Below are 17282 nucleotides of genomic sequence, written 5' to 3'. Positions count from 1 at the left end.
TGATAAACGATGTTCCTAGCCTGAGGGCACTATGACGGACAGCAGGGACTGGGAGCGCGGGGCGCGGGGCGACCACGGGCCCGGCCGGCTGTGGCGGTCGATCGCCGCCGGGCTGGCCGGGGGTGGTGCGCGGCCCGCCGCCGTGCGCGGGGAACGTTCGCTGTCGTTCGGTGAGCTCGACGCCCGGACGGCGGCCCTGGCCCGGCGGCTGCGCGCGGTCGGCGTCGGGCCGGAGCGGTCGGTGGCGGTGCTGGCCGAGGACGGCCTGGACCAGCTCGTGGCGTGCCTCGCGGTCTTCCGCGCGGGTGGGGTGTACCTGCCGGTGGACCCGCGGTGGCCCGCGGGCCGGCGGGCCGCGGTGCTGACCGACGCGGAGCCGGTCGCGGCCGTCGTGGCCGGCGGTGCGCTGGGGTTCGAGGGGCCGGTGCCGACCGTCGACGTCGAGGACGTGCGGGACGAGGACGCGGGAAACGTCCCGTGGCCGGAGCCCGAGCCCGGGCGGGCCGCCTACCTGGTGTACACCTCGGGTTCCACCGGGCTGCCCAAGGGCGTGCTGGTCACCCATGGTGCCCTGGCGAACCGGATGCTGTGGTGGCAGCACGAGTACCCGCTGCGGCCGGACGACGTGCTGATGGCGACCGCGTCGCCGGGCTTCGACATCGCGGTGTGGGAACTGCTCGCCGCCTTCCTCGGCCGGGCCCGGCTGGTGATCGCCGAGCACCGGGTGCACGGCGTGGTGCCCCACCTGCCGGAGCTGATGGCCGCCCACGGGGTGACGGTTGCGCACCTCGTGCCGTCGGTGCTGGAGGAGCTGCTGGGCTGGATGGCCGACGGCGGCCGGCTGGGCCTGCGGCTGGTGGCGTGCGGCGGCGAGCCGGTCCCGCCGTCGCAGCGGGACCGGCTGCTCGCCCTGTCCGGCGCGCGGATGGTGCACGCGTACGGGCCGACGGAGACCACGATCACCGTGGTGCACGACGAGTGCCGCGCGGACGACCCGGCCGGCGGCATCCCGTTGGGCAGGCCGATGCACAACGCCGCCGTGGCCGTCGTGGACGCCGACGACCGGCCGCTACCGGTGGGCGTGGCGGGCGAACTCGTGGTGGGCGGCGTCCCGCTGGCTCGCGGCTACCTCGGCAGACCCGGTGAGACGGCCGCCCGCTTCGTGCCGGACTGGCTCGGGCTGACCCCGGGCCGCGGTGGCCGCGTCTACCGCACCGGGGACCGCGCCCGCCGGCTGCCCGACGGCCGGATCGAGTTCCTGGGCCGGGTGGACGACGAGTTCAAGGTGCGCGGCCACCGGGTGGACCCGGCCGAGATCGAATCCCTGCTGCACCAGCACCCGCGGGTCGGCCGGGCGGCCGTGCGGCTGGCCGACGGCGCGCACGTGGTGGCCTACCTCCAGGGCGCCGCCGAGCCCGCGGAGCTGCGCGCGCACCTCGCGGACCGCCTGCCCCAGGCGGTCATCCCCACCCGCTGGGTGCGCCTGGACCGCTTCCCGCTCACACCCAACGGGAAGATCGACTACGCCGCCCTGCCCGCGGCCCGGGGCGGCGCCGGCGCCCCCGACGGCGAAGCCTCGACCGCGCTGGAGCGCGAGCTGGTCGCGCTGTGGGCCGAAGACCTCGGGCTCGACGCGGTGGGCGTCTCGGACGACTTCCTGGCCCTGGGCGGCCACTCCCTCCTCGCCACCCGGACCGCGGCGGCGGCCTGGCGGCGGCACCGGGTGCGGCTGTCCCCGGCCGACGTGCTCAGCGCCCGCACCGCGGCGGCGCTCGCCCGGCGGATCGAGGAGCTGGCGGCGGTCGCCCCCGAGCCGGTGGACGCCCCGGAGGACGAGGCGGCCACCGAGCTGCCGCTGACGCACGCGCAGGCGCGCATCCTGTTCGAGGAGGAGTTCCTCGGCGGCCCCGGCCTGTTCACCGTGCCGGTGCCGACCCGGTGGCGCGGCCCGGTGGACGTGACGGCGCTGCGCGCGGCACTGGACGGCCTGGTGCGCCGGCACCCGGTGCTGCGCGGCGCGTTGGCCGACGACGACGGCCCCGCGCGGCTCGTGGTGCACGAGGTGGTGGAGGCGCCGCTCGTGGTGGAGGACCTGCGCGCGCTCGACCCGGCCGAGCGGGAGGCGCGGGTCGCGGCGGCGGACGAGGAGCTGGCGTCCGAGCCGTTCGACCTGCGCCGGCCACCGCTGCTGCGGGCGCGACTCGTGCGGGTGGCGGACGAGGAGCACGTGTTCCTGCTGGTGCTGCACCACCTGGTGTGCGACCGGTGGTCGATGCGGTTGCTGGCGGAGGACCTGCGCGAGCTGTACGCCGCCGCCCTCGACGGCCGCGCGCCCCGGCTCGGCCCGCCCGCGAACCCGGCGGCGGTGGCGCGCGCCGCCACGGGCGCCGAGGTCGAGCGCCACCTGGACCACTGGCTGCGGCGGCTCGACGGCGCCGCGCTGGACGGCGACCTCGCGGTCGGACCGCGCCATCGCGCCGACCGCGGGCACCGGGCGGGCCGGGTGCTGCGGCTGCTGCCGCCCGAGCGCACCGCCGCACTGGGCGCGCTGTGCGCGGCACGCGGCGTCACGCCGTTCATGGTGCTGCTGGCCGCGTTCCAGGTGCTGCTGCACCGCTTCTCCGACTCCGACGACGTGGTCGTCGCGGTACCCGTGGACGGCCGGGACGCCCCCGGTGCGTACGACGTGGTCACCATGCTGGTCAACACCGTGCCGCTGCGCGCGGACCTGCGCGGCGACCCCCGCTTCTCGGAGGTGCTGGACCGGACCCGCCGGGAGGTGTCCGCGGCCCGGGAGCACCAGGCGGTGCCCGTCGAGCGGCTGGCCGGTGCGCTGGGCCGGCGGCGCGGCGCGGCGCACCACTCGCTGATGCGGCACATGCTGGTGTGGGAGGACTCCCTCGGCGTGCCGGTGGAACTGCCCGGGGTGGCCGCGGAACCGATGCGCCCACCGTCCCACACCACCGCGTTCGACCTCACGCTGATCGCGCGGGCGGTGCCGGACGGGATCGACCTGGAGCTGGAGTTCAACCACGACGTGCTGGACGGCCCGTCCGCCGCGCTCGTCGCCGACGGGTTCACCGCGCTGCTCGACGACGTCCTGGCCGACCCCGACGTGCGGATCGGCGCGACCCGGCTGAGCGGCGCGCCGGTCGACCCGGTCCTGGCGGGGCCGGTGGAGCCGCCCGCGCCCTCGGTGGTGCGGCTGGTCCGGGCCGTCGCCGCGCGCCACCCGGACGCGCCTGCCGTGGTGGACGGCGCGGTGGTGACCGGCTACGCCGAGCTGGTGCGGCACGCGGACGCCGTGGCGGCCCGGATCGGTGCCGCGGGCGGCGGACCGGGAGACGTGGTCGGCGTGTGCCTGCCGCGCTCCACCGACCTGGTGGTGACGCTGCTCGGCGTCCTCGCCGCGGGGTGCGCGTTCCTGCCGCTGTCACCGGACGACCCGGACGACCGGATCGGCAGGCAGCTCGACATCAGCGGGGCCCGCCTGGTGGTCGCCGTGGACGCCGACCGGTTCCCCGGTGTCGCGGTCGTGTCGCCCGCGCCGTCCGGCGAGGCACCCGCCGGACCGCTGCCGGAACCGTCGCCCGACGACCCCGCGTACGTCATCTTCACGTCCGGTTCGACGGGCGAGCCGAAGGGCGTGCTGGTCGAGCACCGCGCGCTGGCGGACCACGTGCGCTGGGCGGTGGGGGAGTACGGGCTGTCCCCGCAGGACCGGGCCCTCCAGTTCTGCGCGGTCACCTTCGACGTGCTGCTGGAGGAGGTGTTCCCCACCCTGGCAGCCGGCGGGGCCGTCGTGCTGCGGGACGAGGAGTCGGCCACCTCGGCGCAGGCCCTGGCAGAGCTGTGCGCGGAGCGGGGCGTGACGGTGGTGAACCTGCCCACCGGCTACTGGGAGCGGCTCGTCGCCGCCCTGGACGAGGACGGGCTGGTGTGGCCGTCGTCGGTGCGGCTGGTGGTGATCGGCGGGCAGCAGGTCGACCGGCGGGCGGTGGACCGCTGGCACCGCCTGCCGCACGGGGCGCGACTGGTCAACGCCTACGGGCCCACGGAGGTCACGATCGGCGCCACCGCCGCCGACCTCGTGCCCGGTGGCGGCGTCCCGATCGGCGCGCCGATCCCGAACACGCGGGTCTACCTGCTGGACCGCTACCTCGCGCCGGTGCCCGACGGGGTGGCCGCCGAGCTGTACCTGGCCGGCTCGGGCCTCGCCCGGGGGTACGTCCGCCGTCCGGGCCTGACCGGCGAGCGGTTCCTGCCCGACCCGTTCGCCGGGGGCGGGCGGCGCATGTACCGCACCGGCGACCTGGCCGTCCGCCGCGACGGGGTGCTGCACTTCGTCGGCCGGGCGGACCGGCAGGTGAAGGTGCGCGGCTACCGGATCGAGTTGGACGAGGTGGAGAGCGCGCTCGCCGCCGCGCCCGGTGTGACCGAGGCGGCCGTGGTCGTGCGCGACGGCCGGCTGGAGGCCCACGTGGCCGCTCCGCCCGACGTGGACGGCGCGGGGGTGCGGGCCCACCTGGCAGGCCGGCTGCCGGCGTTCATGGTGCCTTCGGTGGTCGTGGTGGCCCGGGCGCTGCCGCACACGTCCACCGGGAAGGTGGACCGCACCGCGCTCACGCCCGTGCCGGACGGGCCCGCCCACCACCTGCCTCCGCGCGACGACCGGGAGCGGGCCGCGTGCGCGCTGTGGGCCGAGGTGCTCGGCGCGGCGGAGGTGGGTGTGCGCGACAGCTTCTTCGAGCTGGGCGGGCACTCGCTGCTGGCGATGGACCTGGTGCGCCGGATGCGCGCGCAGGGCTACCCGCACCTGCGGATGCCGGACCTGTTCGAGCACCCCACCATCGAGGCGCTCGCGCCGTGGGCGGCCGACGCCCCGGCCGCGGCGACCCCGGCCGCCGCCGCTCCCGGCCCCGCGGTGGGCTCGGCCCCGCTGTCCTGGGCGCAACTGGGGATCTGGGCGCACGCGGCGACCAGCGGCAGCGGAACCTTCCACCTGCCGGTGGTGCTGCGGCTGTCCGGACCGCTGTCCGAGGACGCCCTCGCCGGGGCGACGGCGTCCCTGGCCGCACGGCACGACCTGCTGCGCAGCGTGCTCGTCGACGGCCCGGACGGCCCGGAGTGGCGGCCGACCCCCGACGCGCCGCCCCCGCTGCGGGTGCTCGACGCGCCCGCGACGGACCTGGACGAGAGGGTGCGCGACCTCGTCGCCGAACCGTTCGACCTGCGGGCCGCGCCGCCGGTCCGGTGGACCCTGCTGCGGCTCGGCGCGGACGACGCCGCCCTCGTGGTCGTGCTGCACCACATCGCCGGGGACGGCTGGTCCGCGGGCGCGCTCGTGCGCGAACTGGCCGAGCTGTACGCGGCCCGCACCGGGCACCGGGCGCCCGACCTGCCCCCCGCCCCCAGCTTCCTGGCGCTGGCCGCCGCCGACCGGGCCGCGCCCCCGGACGAGGCAGGGCTGGCGTTCTGGGCCGAAGCGCTGCGCGGCGCGCCGGAGCGGATGGACCTGCCCGTCGACCGGCCGCGCACCGGGCCCGGCGACCCCGGCCGGCACCGCGCCCGCGTGCCGCTGCCGCCCCGGACCGCCGTCGCGCTGGCCGAACTGGCCCGGCGCGAGCGGGCGACGCCGTTCATGGCGCTGCTCGCCGGGGTGCAGGCGTGGCTGGCCCGCTGCTGCCGGCAGGCGGACGTCGTGGTCGGCACGCCCGTGGCCGACCGGGACGACGGCGACGCGGCCGGGGTGCTCGGGCCGCTGGTCAACGTGCTCCCCGTGCGCGTCGAGGTGGACCCGACCGGCTCGTTCGCCGAGCAGGTGGCCCGCACGCGCGCCGCCGTGCTCGCCGTGTTCGAGCACCGCTCGGTGCCCACCCAGCAGATCGTGCGGCACCTCGGGCTGAGCCGGCGCGGCCTGAGCCACGTCGTCTTCGACCTGGACGAGGCCGCCGCGCCCGAGACCACCGCGTTCGGCGACGTGACCGCGCGGACGGTGCCGCAGACCCCGCCGCTGGGCGCGTTCGACCTGGAGGTGACCGCGCGCCCGACCGCGGACGGGCTGGCCGTCGAGCTGCGCGGCGCGGCGGACCTGTTCGGGCCGGCGGGCATCCGGCACCTCGCGACGGCCCTGGCCCGCCTGCTCACCGGGGTGGCCGAGCGGCCGGACGCCCCGCTGTCGTCGATCGACCTGCTCGACGAGGCGGAACGCCGCCGGGTGCTGGTCGCACCGAACGCGCGGCACCGGTCGGAGCGGCCCGTCGACGTGCTCGCGCTGGTCGCCGACTGGGTGGCCCGCACCCCGGACGCGACGGCGGTGACCGCGCCCACCGGGCGACTGACCTACCGGGAGCTCGACGCGCTGTCCGACGGGGTGGCCGCGTGGCTGCGCGACCGGGGGCTGCCCCTCGAAGGCCTGGTGGCCACGCGGCTGGGGCGGTGCCTGGAACTGCCGGCCGTCGTGCTGGGCATCTGGAAGGCCGGCGGCGCGTACGTGCCGCTGGACCCCGCGCAACCGACCGGTCGGCACCACCGCGTCCTCGCCGACTGCCGACCCCACGCGGTGGTCGCGGACAGGCCCGACCCGGTGTTCGGCGCGATCCCCGTCCTCGCCGTCGCCGACCTCCGACCGGCCCCGCACGGCGTCGAGGTCCGCCCGCCGGAGCCCGGCCGCCTCGCGTACGTGGCCTACACCTCCGGCTCGACCGGGGAACCCAAGGGCGTGCAGTGCCCGCACCACGGCCTGGCCAACCAGCTGATGTGGTCGCGGCGGGCGTACCCGCTGCGCCCCGGCGAGGCGTCGGCCCAAGTCGCGGCCGTCGGGTTCGACATCTCGCTGTGGGAGCTGATGCACCCACTGACCAGCGGCGGCCGGCTCGCGGTGCTGGACCAGGAGCGGCACGGGGACGTCGCGGCGATCGCGGAGCTGGTGGCGACCGAGCGGGTGGCGGTGCTGCACCTGGTGCCGGCGCTGCTGGAGCACTACCTGGAAGAGGGGCCCGCCGACTCGCTGCGGCACGTGCTGTGCGGCGGTGAACGGGTCCCGCCCGGCCTGCCCGCCCGGTTCGCCGCCCGCACCCCGGCGGCCCTGCACCACACCTACGGGCCGACCGAGGCGTCGATCACCGTCACGCACTGGCGCGTTCCCGCCGACCCGGTGCCGGACCGGCTGTCGCTGGGCGGGCCGCTGCCGAACGCGCGGGTCTACCTGCTCGACCCCCACGGGCGGCCGGTGCCGGTGGGCGTGGTGGGCGAACTGGTCCTCGGCGGCGAGGTGCTGGCCCGGGGCTACCTCGGCCGGCCCGGGGCGACGGCGGAGCGGTTCCTGCCGGACCCGTTCGCGGACGTGCCGGGCGCACGTGCCTACCGCACCGGTGACCTGGCCCGCTACCGCCCGGACGGCGGCCTGGAGTTCGTGGGCCGGGCCGACCGGCAGGTGAAGATCCTCGGCGTGCGCGTCGAGCCGCACGAGGTGGAGGCCGCGCTGACCGCCGATCCCGCCGTGGCCGCCTGCGCCGTGCTGCCCCGTGCGGACGCGGGGGGAGCGGTCGGCCTCGTGGGCTACTTCGCGCCGGCCGACCCCCGGGCCGACCCGGACCGGCTGCGCGCCGAGGTGCGCCGGGGACTGCGGGAGCGGCTGCCCCGCGCGATGGTGCCGGCGCACCTGGTGGTGCTGGCGGCGCTGCCGATCGGCCCGACCGGCAAGCTGGACGTCTCCGCCCTGCCCGACCCCGACGAGGCCCCGGCGCCCCCGCCGACCCCGTCGGTCGCCGAGCCCGGCACCGACGCGGAACGCGGCCTCGCCGCCATCTGGGCGCAGGTGCTCCCCGTCCCCGGCGGACGGGCGATCGGACCGGAGGACAACTTCTTCGACCTCGGCGGCGACTCGGTGAGCGCCATCCGGGTGGTGGCCAGGGCACGCGCGGCGGGACTGCGCGTGGAGCTGAGCCGGGTGCTGCGCGCGGCGTCGCTGGCCGAACTGGCGGCCTCCGCGCGCCCGGTCGAGCGGCCCGCCGCGACGCGGCCCGCCTCCTCGGACGACCGGGTGTGGCTGACCCCGGCGCAGCGGCGCTTCCTGTCCGCCGCCGGTTCCCGGCCCGGCCACTTCAACCAGGCCGTGCTGACCGAGGCCGCCGAACGGGTCACGCCGGCGGCGTTGCGGGCCGCGTTGCAGGCGGTGGCCGCCCACCACGACGCGTTCCGGCTGCGCCCGGTGCGGGTCGACGGGCGCCGGCAGGACCACGCCACCCTCGCCCCCCGGACGGACGACCTGGTCACCGTGCTGGTGGCCGACGCGCCGCTCGACGCGGACTCGGTCGTGGTGCTCGCCGCACCCGCCCACGCCGCCGTCGACGTCGACCACGGCCCCCTGTTGGCCGCGCTGCTCGCCGAGCGGCCCGACGGCGGGCAGGCGGTGCTGCTCGTCGCCCACCACGTGGCGATCGACACGGCGTCGTGGGAGACCGTGCTGTCCGACCTGGACACCGCCTATCGGCAGGTCGCGCGGGGCGAGGAGGTGGTCCTGCCCACGCCGGTCACGCCGTTCGCGGACTTCGCCCGCATGCTGCCCGCGCTCACCTCCCGGCTGGACACTCCGGAGCAGCGCGCCCACTGGCACGACCAGCTCGCGGACCTGCCCCGGCTCCCCTCGACGACCGGCGACGGCGAGGGCGGTCCGGTGGTGCTCGCGCTGGGCGAGCCGGTCACGCGGGCGCTGGTGGCGGCGGCCTCCCGGCACCGGCTGCGGGTGGACGAACTGCTGCTGGCCGGCCTGACCCGCGTCGTGGCCCGGTGGACCGGGAACCCCCGGGTGGCGCTGTTGCGCGAGACGCACGGCCGATCGGGCCCGGCCGACTGGCCCGACCTGACCGGCACCGTCGGCTGGCTCACCGCCGTCCACCCCGTGCGCGTGGACGTGCCCGCCGACGACCCGGCAGCCGCCCTGCACGCCGTCCGCGAGGCCCTGGCCGCCGTCCCGGACGGCGGGGTGGGCTACGGCCTGCTGCACACCGATCCCGCGGCGGAGCCGGACCTGGTGGTCAACTACCTCGGCGCCACGACGGGTGGTCCCGGCTCGGGCCTGTTCGCCCGCGTCGAGCGGCAGGCGATCGGCGAGTACGCCGCCCCCGAGCACGCCGCCGTGCGCGGCATCGAGGTGATCGCCGGCATCGACGAGCGCGGCCTGTGGGTGGAGTGGCTCTACGACCCCGAGCGGTTCTCCCGGTCCGCCGTGGACTTCCTGGGCGGGGACCTGCGGACCGCGCTGGCCGACCTGGCGGCCCTGCTGGACGGGCCGTTCGGCACCGCCGCCGTGCCCGCCGACTTCCCGCTGGCGGACGCGCCGGGGGAGCAGTTGCGCACGGTGCTCACCGCCCGCCCCGGCGCGCGAGACGTGCGGCCGCTGTCCCCGGCGCAGCAGGGCATGCTGGCCTGGCACCTGGCCCGCCCCGGATCGGCCGCTTACCACACGCAGATCCTGTTCTCCGCGGACGGCGACGTGGACGAGGTCCGGCTGCGGGAGGCCTGGCAGCGGGTGGTGGACCACACGGACGTGTTCCGGACCGCGTTCGTCCACTCGGGACTGGAGCAGCCGGTGCAGGTCGTCGGCGCGAGCCCGCTGGTGGACTGGCGCGGACACGTGGCGACCGATCCGGGCGAGGTGCTCGAAGCGGATCGCGCCGAGCCGTTCGACCTCTCCGCGCCGGGCCCGCAGCGCTGGCACTGGATCGACGGCGGTCCGGCAGGCCGGTGGCTGCTGTGGAGCCACCACCACATCCTGCTCGACGGCTGGAGCCTGCCGCTGGTGCTCGCCGACGTGGCCGCCGCCTACACCGCCGGGCCCGCCTGGGTGCCGCCGCGCCGCCCCGGCTACGACGCCTACCTGTCGTGGCTGTCCACGCGGGACGAGGAGGAGGGCGCGGGGTTCTGGCGGGAGCGGCTGGCCGGCGTCGCACCGACGCGCCTGGGCCGGGCGGGCTCCTCCGGCACCGCGTCGATGGCCACCGCGGACCTCCCGGAGGCGGCGACGCGGGCGCTGACCCGGCTGGCGGAGCGCAGCCGCGCCACGCTGCACTCCGTGGTGCTGGCCGCCTGGTCGCTGGTGCTCGCCAGGCGCTGCGCGAGCGACGACGTGGTGTTCGGCGTGGTCGTGTCCCTGCGCCCCGACGAGGTCCCGGACTCGGAGCGGCTGGTCGGCCTGTGCCTGAACACGGTGCCCCTGCGGGTGCGACTGGACGCCGACGGCGAGCTGCCGGAGCTGTTCCGCCGCATCCAGGAGGACCTGGTGGAGGGCTACCGGCACGCCGCCCACCCGCTGGGCCGCATCCGCGGCTGGGCGGGCGCGCCGGACGCGCTGTTCGACAGCATCGTGGTGTTCGAGAACTACCCCGGTGACCGCACGGGCCAGGCGCTCGGCGCCGACGGCGCGTTGCGGGTGGTCCGCGCGGTGGAGAGCACCGAGTTCGCCGTGTCCCTGACCGTGCTTCCCGACGAACGGCTCACCTTCGAGCTGACCCACCAGGGCCACGCCCTGACCTCTGCGGAGGCGGACGAACTGGTCCGCCGCCTGGTTCGCCTGCTGGAACGGATCGCCCGGAGCGGCGACCCCGAGGGGAGAAGGAACCCGTGACCTTCCGCGTGCGCGACCTGTTCGCCGACGACGCCGACGAGACCACCGCGCGGCTGGCCGCGTGGAACGACACCGCCCGCGACTTCCCCACCGACGTGGGCGTGCACGAACTCGTGCGGCGGCAGGCCGCCGAGCACGGCGCGCGCGGCGCCGTGACCTTCGAGGGCACGACCCTGACCTACGCGGAGCTGGACGCGGCGGCCGCCGACCTGGCGGCGCGGCTGGCCGGCGCGGGCGTGCGGCCCGGCGACGTCGTCGCCATCGCGCTGCCCCCGTCGGACCGGCGGATCGTCGCCGTCCTCGGCGTGCTCCACGCGGGCGCGGCCTACCTGCCGCTGGACCCGGAGCTGCCCGCGCAGCGGCTGGAATTCCTGCTCTCCGACGCGGGGGCAGCGGCGCTGATCACCGACGCGGCCACGCGCGAGAGCGCGGTCGGTGCCTACGACGGGCCGACCCTGCTGTCCGACCGGCCGTCCCCGGGCGGCGCCACCGGACCGGTCGCGTTCCCGGGCCCGGCCCTGGCCGCCTACGTCATCTACACCTCCGGCTCCACCGGCCGCCCCAAGGGCGTGGCGGTCGACCACCGCAGCCTGGTCAACCGCCTGCTGTGGATGCGCGACCAGTACCGGGTCGGACCCGAGGACGTGGTCCTGCACAAGACGTCCTTCGGCTTCGACGTGTCCGTGTGGGAGCAGCTCCTGCCGCTGATCAGCGGCGCGCGCCTCGTGGTCGCGCCGAGCGGCACCCGCCGGGACGCCGCCGCGCTGGTCGGCCTCGTCCGCGCCGAGTCGGTGACGGTGCTGCACTTCGTGCCTTCGCTGCTGCCCGCGTTCCTCGACGTGGAGGGCGTCGAGCAGGCCCGCGCGCTGAGGGTCGCCATCTCCAGCGGCGAGGCGCTGCCCAAGCCGGTGGCCGTGGACTTCACCCGACGCCTGCCGCACTGCGCGCTGCACAACCTCTACGGGCCGACCGAGGCCACCATCGACGTCACGCACTGGCCGGTGGACGGCGACGACGAGCGGCCCTTCGTGCCCATCGGCACGCCGATCGACAACACCCGGGTCCACGTGCTCGACGACGAGCTGTCGCCCCTGCCGGTCGGCGCGGAGGGCGAGCTGTGCATCGGCGGTCGGGCCGTGGCGCTGGGCTACCTCGGGCGACCCGCGCTGACGGCCGAGAAGTTCGTGCCCGACCCGTTCGGCGGCCCCGGTGACCGCCTGTACCGCACCGGTGACCGGGCCCGCTTCGGGCCGGATGGGGCGGTGGAGTACCTGGGGCGGCGCGACGGGCAGGTCAAGCTGCGCGGCTACCGCATCGAACTGGGCGAGATCGAGACCGCCCTGCTGGAGTCGGACCTGGTCCGGCAGGCGGCGGTGGTCCTGCGCGGCGAGGGCGGCACCAGGCGGCTGGTGGGCTTCGTCTCCGGCCGGCCCGGTGCCGCCGGCGGCACCGAGGAGGCGGCGGCGCACGTGCTGGCCCGCCTGGGGGCGACCCTGCCCGCCTACCAGGTGCCGTCGCAGCTGGTGTGGCTGGACACCCTCCCGCTGACCTCCTCCGGCAAGGTGGACCGCGCGGCGCTGCCCGAGGTCACGACCACCTCCCGGTCGTCCGCCGCGCCCGGCACGCCCACCGAGCGGGCGATCGCGGCGCTGTGGGCGGAATTGCTCGACGGCGTCGAACCCGGCCTGGACGACGACTTCTTCCGCACCGGTGGCGACTCGGTGTCCAGCATGCGGCTGGCCGCGCGGGCGCAGCGCCAGGGCGTCCGGCTCGACGTGCAGCACATCTTCACCCACCGCACCGTCCGGGGCATGGCCGCCGCGGCCGACGAGGCCGCCGGCCGCCCGGTCGTCGCCGAACCGCGCGGCGACGACGACGAAGCGCTGCTGGCGGGCGTCGACCCGGCACACCTGGCCGAGGTGCGCGCCCGCCCCGGCGTCGCCGACGTCTACCCCCTGGCCCCCATGCAGGAGGGCATGCTGTTCCGGGGCCTGTTCTGGCCCGACTCGGACGCCTACTTCAACCAGAACGTCCTGGAACTCGTGGGCGGGACCGACGAGGACGTGTTGCGCGAGGCGTGGCGGCGGGTCGCCGACCGGTACGAGATCCTGCGCACCGGCTTCGCCTGGCACGACCGGGCCGAGCCGCTGCAGTACGTGCGCGACGACCTGACACCGCCGTGGTCGGTGCACGACTGGTCCGACGAAGGCCCCGACCGCCATGCGGAACTGCTGGAGCGGCTGCTCGGCGACGACCGGGCCGCAGGGCTCTCGCTGGCCGACTGCCCCCTGTACCGGCTGACCCTCGTGCGGCTCGGCGGCGGCCGGCACTACCTGCTGTGGAGCCACCACCACATCCTGCTCGACGGCTGGTGCCTGTCCCTGATCTGGGGCGACGTGTTCCGGGTCTACGAGGAGCTGGTGCACGGCCGCGAGCCGCGCCTGGAGCCGGTCCGGCCCTACCGGGACTACGTGCGCTGGATCCGCGCGAGGGCCGCGCGCAGCGAGGAGTCCGAGCGGTTCTGGCGCGAGTACCTGCGGGACCTGACCCCCAGCCCGTTCTCGACCGCCCCCGCCGACCAGGAGGGCGAGTTCGACACCGTCGTGCACGAGTTCCCCGAGCAGCTCACGCGCCTGGTGAACGAGGCGGCGCGCGGGTACGGCGTCACGACCAACGCGATCAGCCAGGCCGCGTGGAGCATGCTGCTCGCGCTCCAGTCCGGCGCGCGCGACGTGGTGCACGGCCTGACCATCGCGGGCCGCCCGCCCGAGCTGGAGGGCTCGGAGCACATGGTGGGCATCTTCATCAACACGATCCCGCTGCGCATCCGGCTCGACCCGGACAAGACGGTGACCGAGCTGCTGGAGACCATCCACCGCGACCTCGCCACCACGGCCGCGCACGGCCATGTCCCGCTGGCCCAGATCAAGTCGTGGGCCTCCGGCGAGCGGCTGTCCGGCGGCCGGGTCTTCGACAACCTGGTGGCCTTCGAGAACTACCCCGAGGACAACCTGCCCGGCGACGACCTGAGCATCCGGGTCATCGACCTGCACGCCCAGGAGAAGACCGAGTACCCCATCGGCCTGATCGTGCTGCCGCTGGAGAAACTGGCGTTCCACTTCAACTACGACACCACGCACTTCACCCGCGCCGAGGTGGACCGGTTCATCGAGACCTTCCGGCTGCTCACCGAACAGCTGTGCCGCCGCCCGGCTGCGCGGCTGCGCGAGCTGGACCTGCTGCCGGCCGGGGACCGCGAGCTGTTCGGGCGCTGGAACGACACGGCCCGCGCCGACGACACCCCGCCGTCGCTGCTCGACCTGTTCCTGCGCCACCGGGAGGCCACGCCGCACGCGCCGGCCGTGGTGGAGGGCGACACCGCGATCGGCTACGCCGAGCTGGACGCCCGCGCGACCGCGCTGGCCGGGCGACTGGCCGAGGTCGGGGTGGGTGCCGGGCGGCTGGTGGGGATCTGCCTGCCGCGCGGTGCCGCCTACCCGACCGCGCTGCTGGCCGCCTACCGGAGCGGCGCGGTGCCGGTGCTGCTCGACCCCGACCACCCGGAGGCGCGCCGGCGGGTGGTGGCGGCCGACGCCGCCGTGGCCGCCGTGGTGACGACGGCGGACGTGACCGGGTTCGAGGCGTGGCCGGTCGTCCACCCCGACGGGACGGTGACCCCGCCGACGCTCCCGCCCACCGGCCCGCCCGGCTCCACCGACCCGGCCCGCGACGCCTGCGTCGTCTACACCTCCGGCTCGACCGGCCTGCCCAAGGGCGTGCTCGCGCCCCAGGCCGGGGTGGTGAACCGGGTCCTGTGGTCCGGCCGGGCGTTCCCCACGCCCGAGCCGCCGCGCGTGCTCGCCACGGCGGGCACCGCCTTCGACATCGCGCTCTGGGAGGTGTTCTTCCCACTGGCGCACGGCGGCGCGGTCGTGGTCGCGCCGCAGGACACCGTGCTCGACCCGGACGCGCTGGCGGAGCTGGTCGCCGCGCGGCGGGTGACCGTGGCGCACCTCCTGCCCAGCCTGCTCGCCGCGTTCCTCGACAGCCCCAAGGCCGACGGCTGCGCGGCGCTGCTGCACGTGCTCTCCGGCGGCGAGAGCGTCACGCCCGCGATGGTCCGCGCCTTCGCCGGGTCCGGCCTGCACGCCCGGCTGCACCAGGCGTACGGCCCGGCCGAGGCGTCGATCAGCGTCACCCACCACACCTGCGTGCCCGAGGACGGCCTGCGCGAGCGCGTGCCGATCGGCCGGCCGATCGACAACACCACCGCGCACGTCGTGGACGAGCACCTGCGCGAGCTGCCCGTCGGCTGCGTCGGTGAACTGGCCGTCGCCGGCACCGCCGTCGGGGCCGGGTACCTCGGCGACCCGGAGCTGACCGCGCGGAGGTTCCCCGCGAACCCCTTCGGCGCGGGGCGGCTCTACCTCACCGGCGACCTGGCCCGGTGGCGCACCGACGGCGACCTGGAGTTCCTGGGCCGCCGCGACCGGCAGGTGAAGGTGCGCGGGCACCGGGTGGAGCCCGCCGAGGTGGACCGCACCGCCGAGCGGCACCCTGCGGTCCGGCAGGCGGTCACCGTCGCCCGCGACGCCCAGCTGACCACGTTCGCGGCGCTGCGCGGCGGAGCCCTGCTCGACGCGGACGAGCTGCGCCGGTGGCTGCGCGAACGGCTGCCGGACTGGATGGTCGGCCGGCTCGTGGTGCTCGACGCGCTGCCGGTGACCGGCAACGGCAAGGTGGACCAGCGCCGGTTGCTGGACCTGGCCGGCTCCGGGCCGCACCCGGCGGCGTCCGCCGCGTCGCGCCCGCCCGCCACCGAGATGGAGAAGCTGGTCGCGCGCTGCTGGGAGGAGGTGCTGGGGGTCACCGGCATCGGCGCGCACGACGACTTCTTCGCGCTCGGCGGCCACTCCCTGCTGGTGGTGCGGCTGCTCCGGGTGCTGCGGGACAACCTGCCGGAGGGGGTGCACTGCGACGTGCCGCACATCCTCAAGGCGCCCACCGTCGCCGGGCTCGCCGAGCAGCTGCTCGGTCCGGTCGCGGGCTCCGGCTCGGCGTACGTCCACACCCTCAACCCGGACGCGACCGGCGGCGCGCTGGTCCTCGTGCACCCCGGCGAGGGACTGGCGCTGCCCTACCACGGGCTGGCGCCGCTGCTGCCCGACGTGCGCCTGCACGTCCTGTCCGACCCGCGCTTCGGGCAGTCGGACAACCGGTTCGCCACCCTCGCCGAGATGGCCACCCGCTACGTCGAGTGGGTGCGCACCACCGAACCCGATGGCCCGTACCGCCTCGGCGGCTGGTCCTTCGGCGGCGTGGTGGCGCTGGAGATGGCCCGGCAGATGACCGCGCACGGCGACGCCGTGTCCGACCTGCTGCTCATCGACAGCCACAACCTCAACGCCGTCGCACGCCCCGGTGACCCGCGCGAGGGCATCCGGCAGCGGCTGACCGGCCTGGGCGTGGACCCCGACTCCCCGGAGGGCGCGGACATCGCGGAGGAGCTGCTGCACAACGGCGACCTCGCCGCGGACTACGCGCCCCCGGCCTACCGGGACCGCGTGTGCCTGCTCGTCACCGACGACGGCGACGACGGCCGCGACGCCGTGCGCTCGCGCGGCTGGGACCGGACCCTGCTGCCCGGTCTGGTCGTCGAACCCGTGGCCGGCACCCACGAGCGGCTGTTCGACGAGGACCGACTGCCCGACACGGCGGCTGCGATCCGCCGGGCGCTGGGAGGAGAGCGATGACCGCACCGTCGCAGGTGGTCCGGCGTTCGCCTGACCGGGTCGTGGAGACCTACGCCGAGGGCAAGCCCTACGACCTGTTCTTCCTGGACACGGCCGGCGTTCGCCTGGTCGGTCGCAAGACCGAGGCCGCCTACCCCGAGCCGGACCGCGACGGCCGGCCGGCCGAGCGGCTCAAGTGCACCCTCGTCGAGCCGCACATGCTGCTGGGGGTGGTGGAGCGCGAGCAGGTGGCCGAGGACCACGTGGCCGTGTTCCACCGCCCGCTGGACGAGGGGGAGAGGACCGCGCTGTTCGCCGCGGCCGCCGCCGACCCCATGACGGACCTGTACTACCCGTACGCGCAGCTCGGCCACCGCGTCCGCGAGACCGACACGGGCGGCTGGGAGGTGACCGACGAGTCGGCCCGTGAACTGGACCACGCCGAGGAGGTGCTGCGCGACTACGTGCCCGACCGGCTCGCCGAGTTGGGGTTCCGCGGCGGGGTGGCCTACGACGCGGCGTGCTCGACCGGCGCGTTCCTCCACGCCGTCGGTCGCCGGTTCCCCGGGACGCGCACCATCGGCCAGGACCTCAGCCCCGACATGGTGGCCCGCGCGCGGACCAGGCTGGACGAGGCGCACTGCGGCGACAGCATCCGGCCCGCGATCCCCGAGGGCAGCGCAGACCTGGTGGTCTGCCGGCACCTCAACGCGTTCGTCGTCGGTACCGACCAGGCCCACGACCTGCTCGCCGCCGCGGCGAGCAGGTGCCGGGACGGCGGGCACGTCGTGCTGCTCGGTCACACCCCGATCCTCATCAGCAGCCAGTGGTGCGAGATGACCGGGCTGACCCCGGTGCAACGCTCGGGCGCCACCCCGTCCGGGCACGCCCTCTTCCAGTGCTACGTGCTGCGCAAGGGCTGA

General features: G+C 76.5%; 3 protein-coding genes. All 3 read left to right on the top strand.

Going from position 1 to position 17282, the window contains the following annotated elements; all coding sequences use genetic code 11:
- Positions 1-31 precede the first annotated feature (31 nt).
- Genes CKY47_RS06230 through CKY47_RS06220 form a run of 3 tightly spaced genes read left to right on the top strand, consistent with a single transcriptional unit; the run spans position 32 to position 17282 of the window.
- Positions 32-10627, top strand: a complete 10596-nt coding sequence (locus CKY47_RS06230; protein ID WP_306744682.1) for a non-ribosomal peptide synthetase — start codon at positions 32-34, stop codon at positions 10625-10627.
- Entirely contained in the window at positions 10624-16380 is a 5757-nt protein-coding gene (locus CKY47_RS06225) for a non-ribosomal peptide synthetase (protein WP_306744681.1), read from the top strand. Before CKY47_RS06230 ends, CKY47_RS06225 begins: the two co-directional genes overlap by 4 nt.
- Positions 16377-17282 (top strand): class I SAM-dependent methyltransferase, encoded by a 906-nt coding sequence (locus tag CKY47_RS06220; protein WP_306744680.1) that lies wholly within the window; start codon positions 16377-16379, stop codon positions 17280-17282. Before CKY47_RS06225 ends, CKY47_RS06220 begins: the two co-directional genes overlap by 4 nt.

It is taken from the genome of Saccharothrix longispora (assembly GCF_030852425.1).
Classification (GTDB): Bacteria; Actinomycetota; Actinomycetes; order Mycobacteriales; family Pseudonocardiaceae; genus Actinosynnema; species Actinosynnema longispora.
This window is presented reverse-complemented; position numbering and strand designations above follow the sequence as displayed.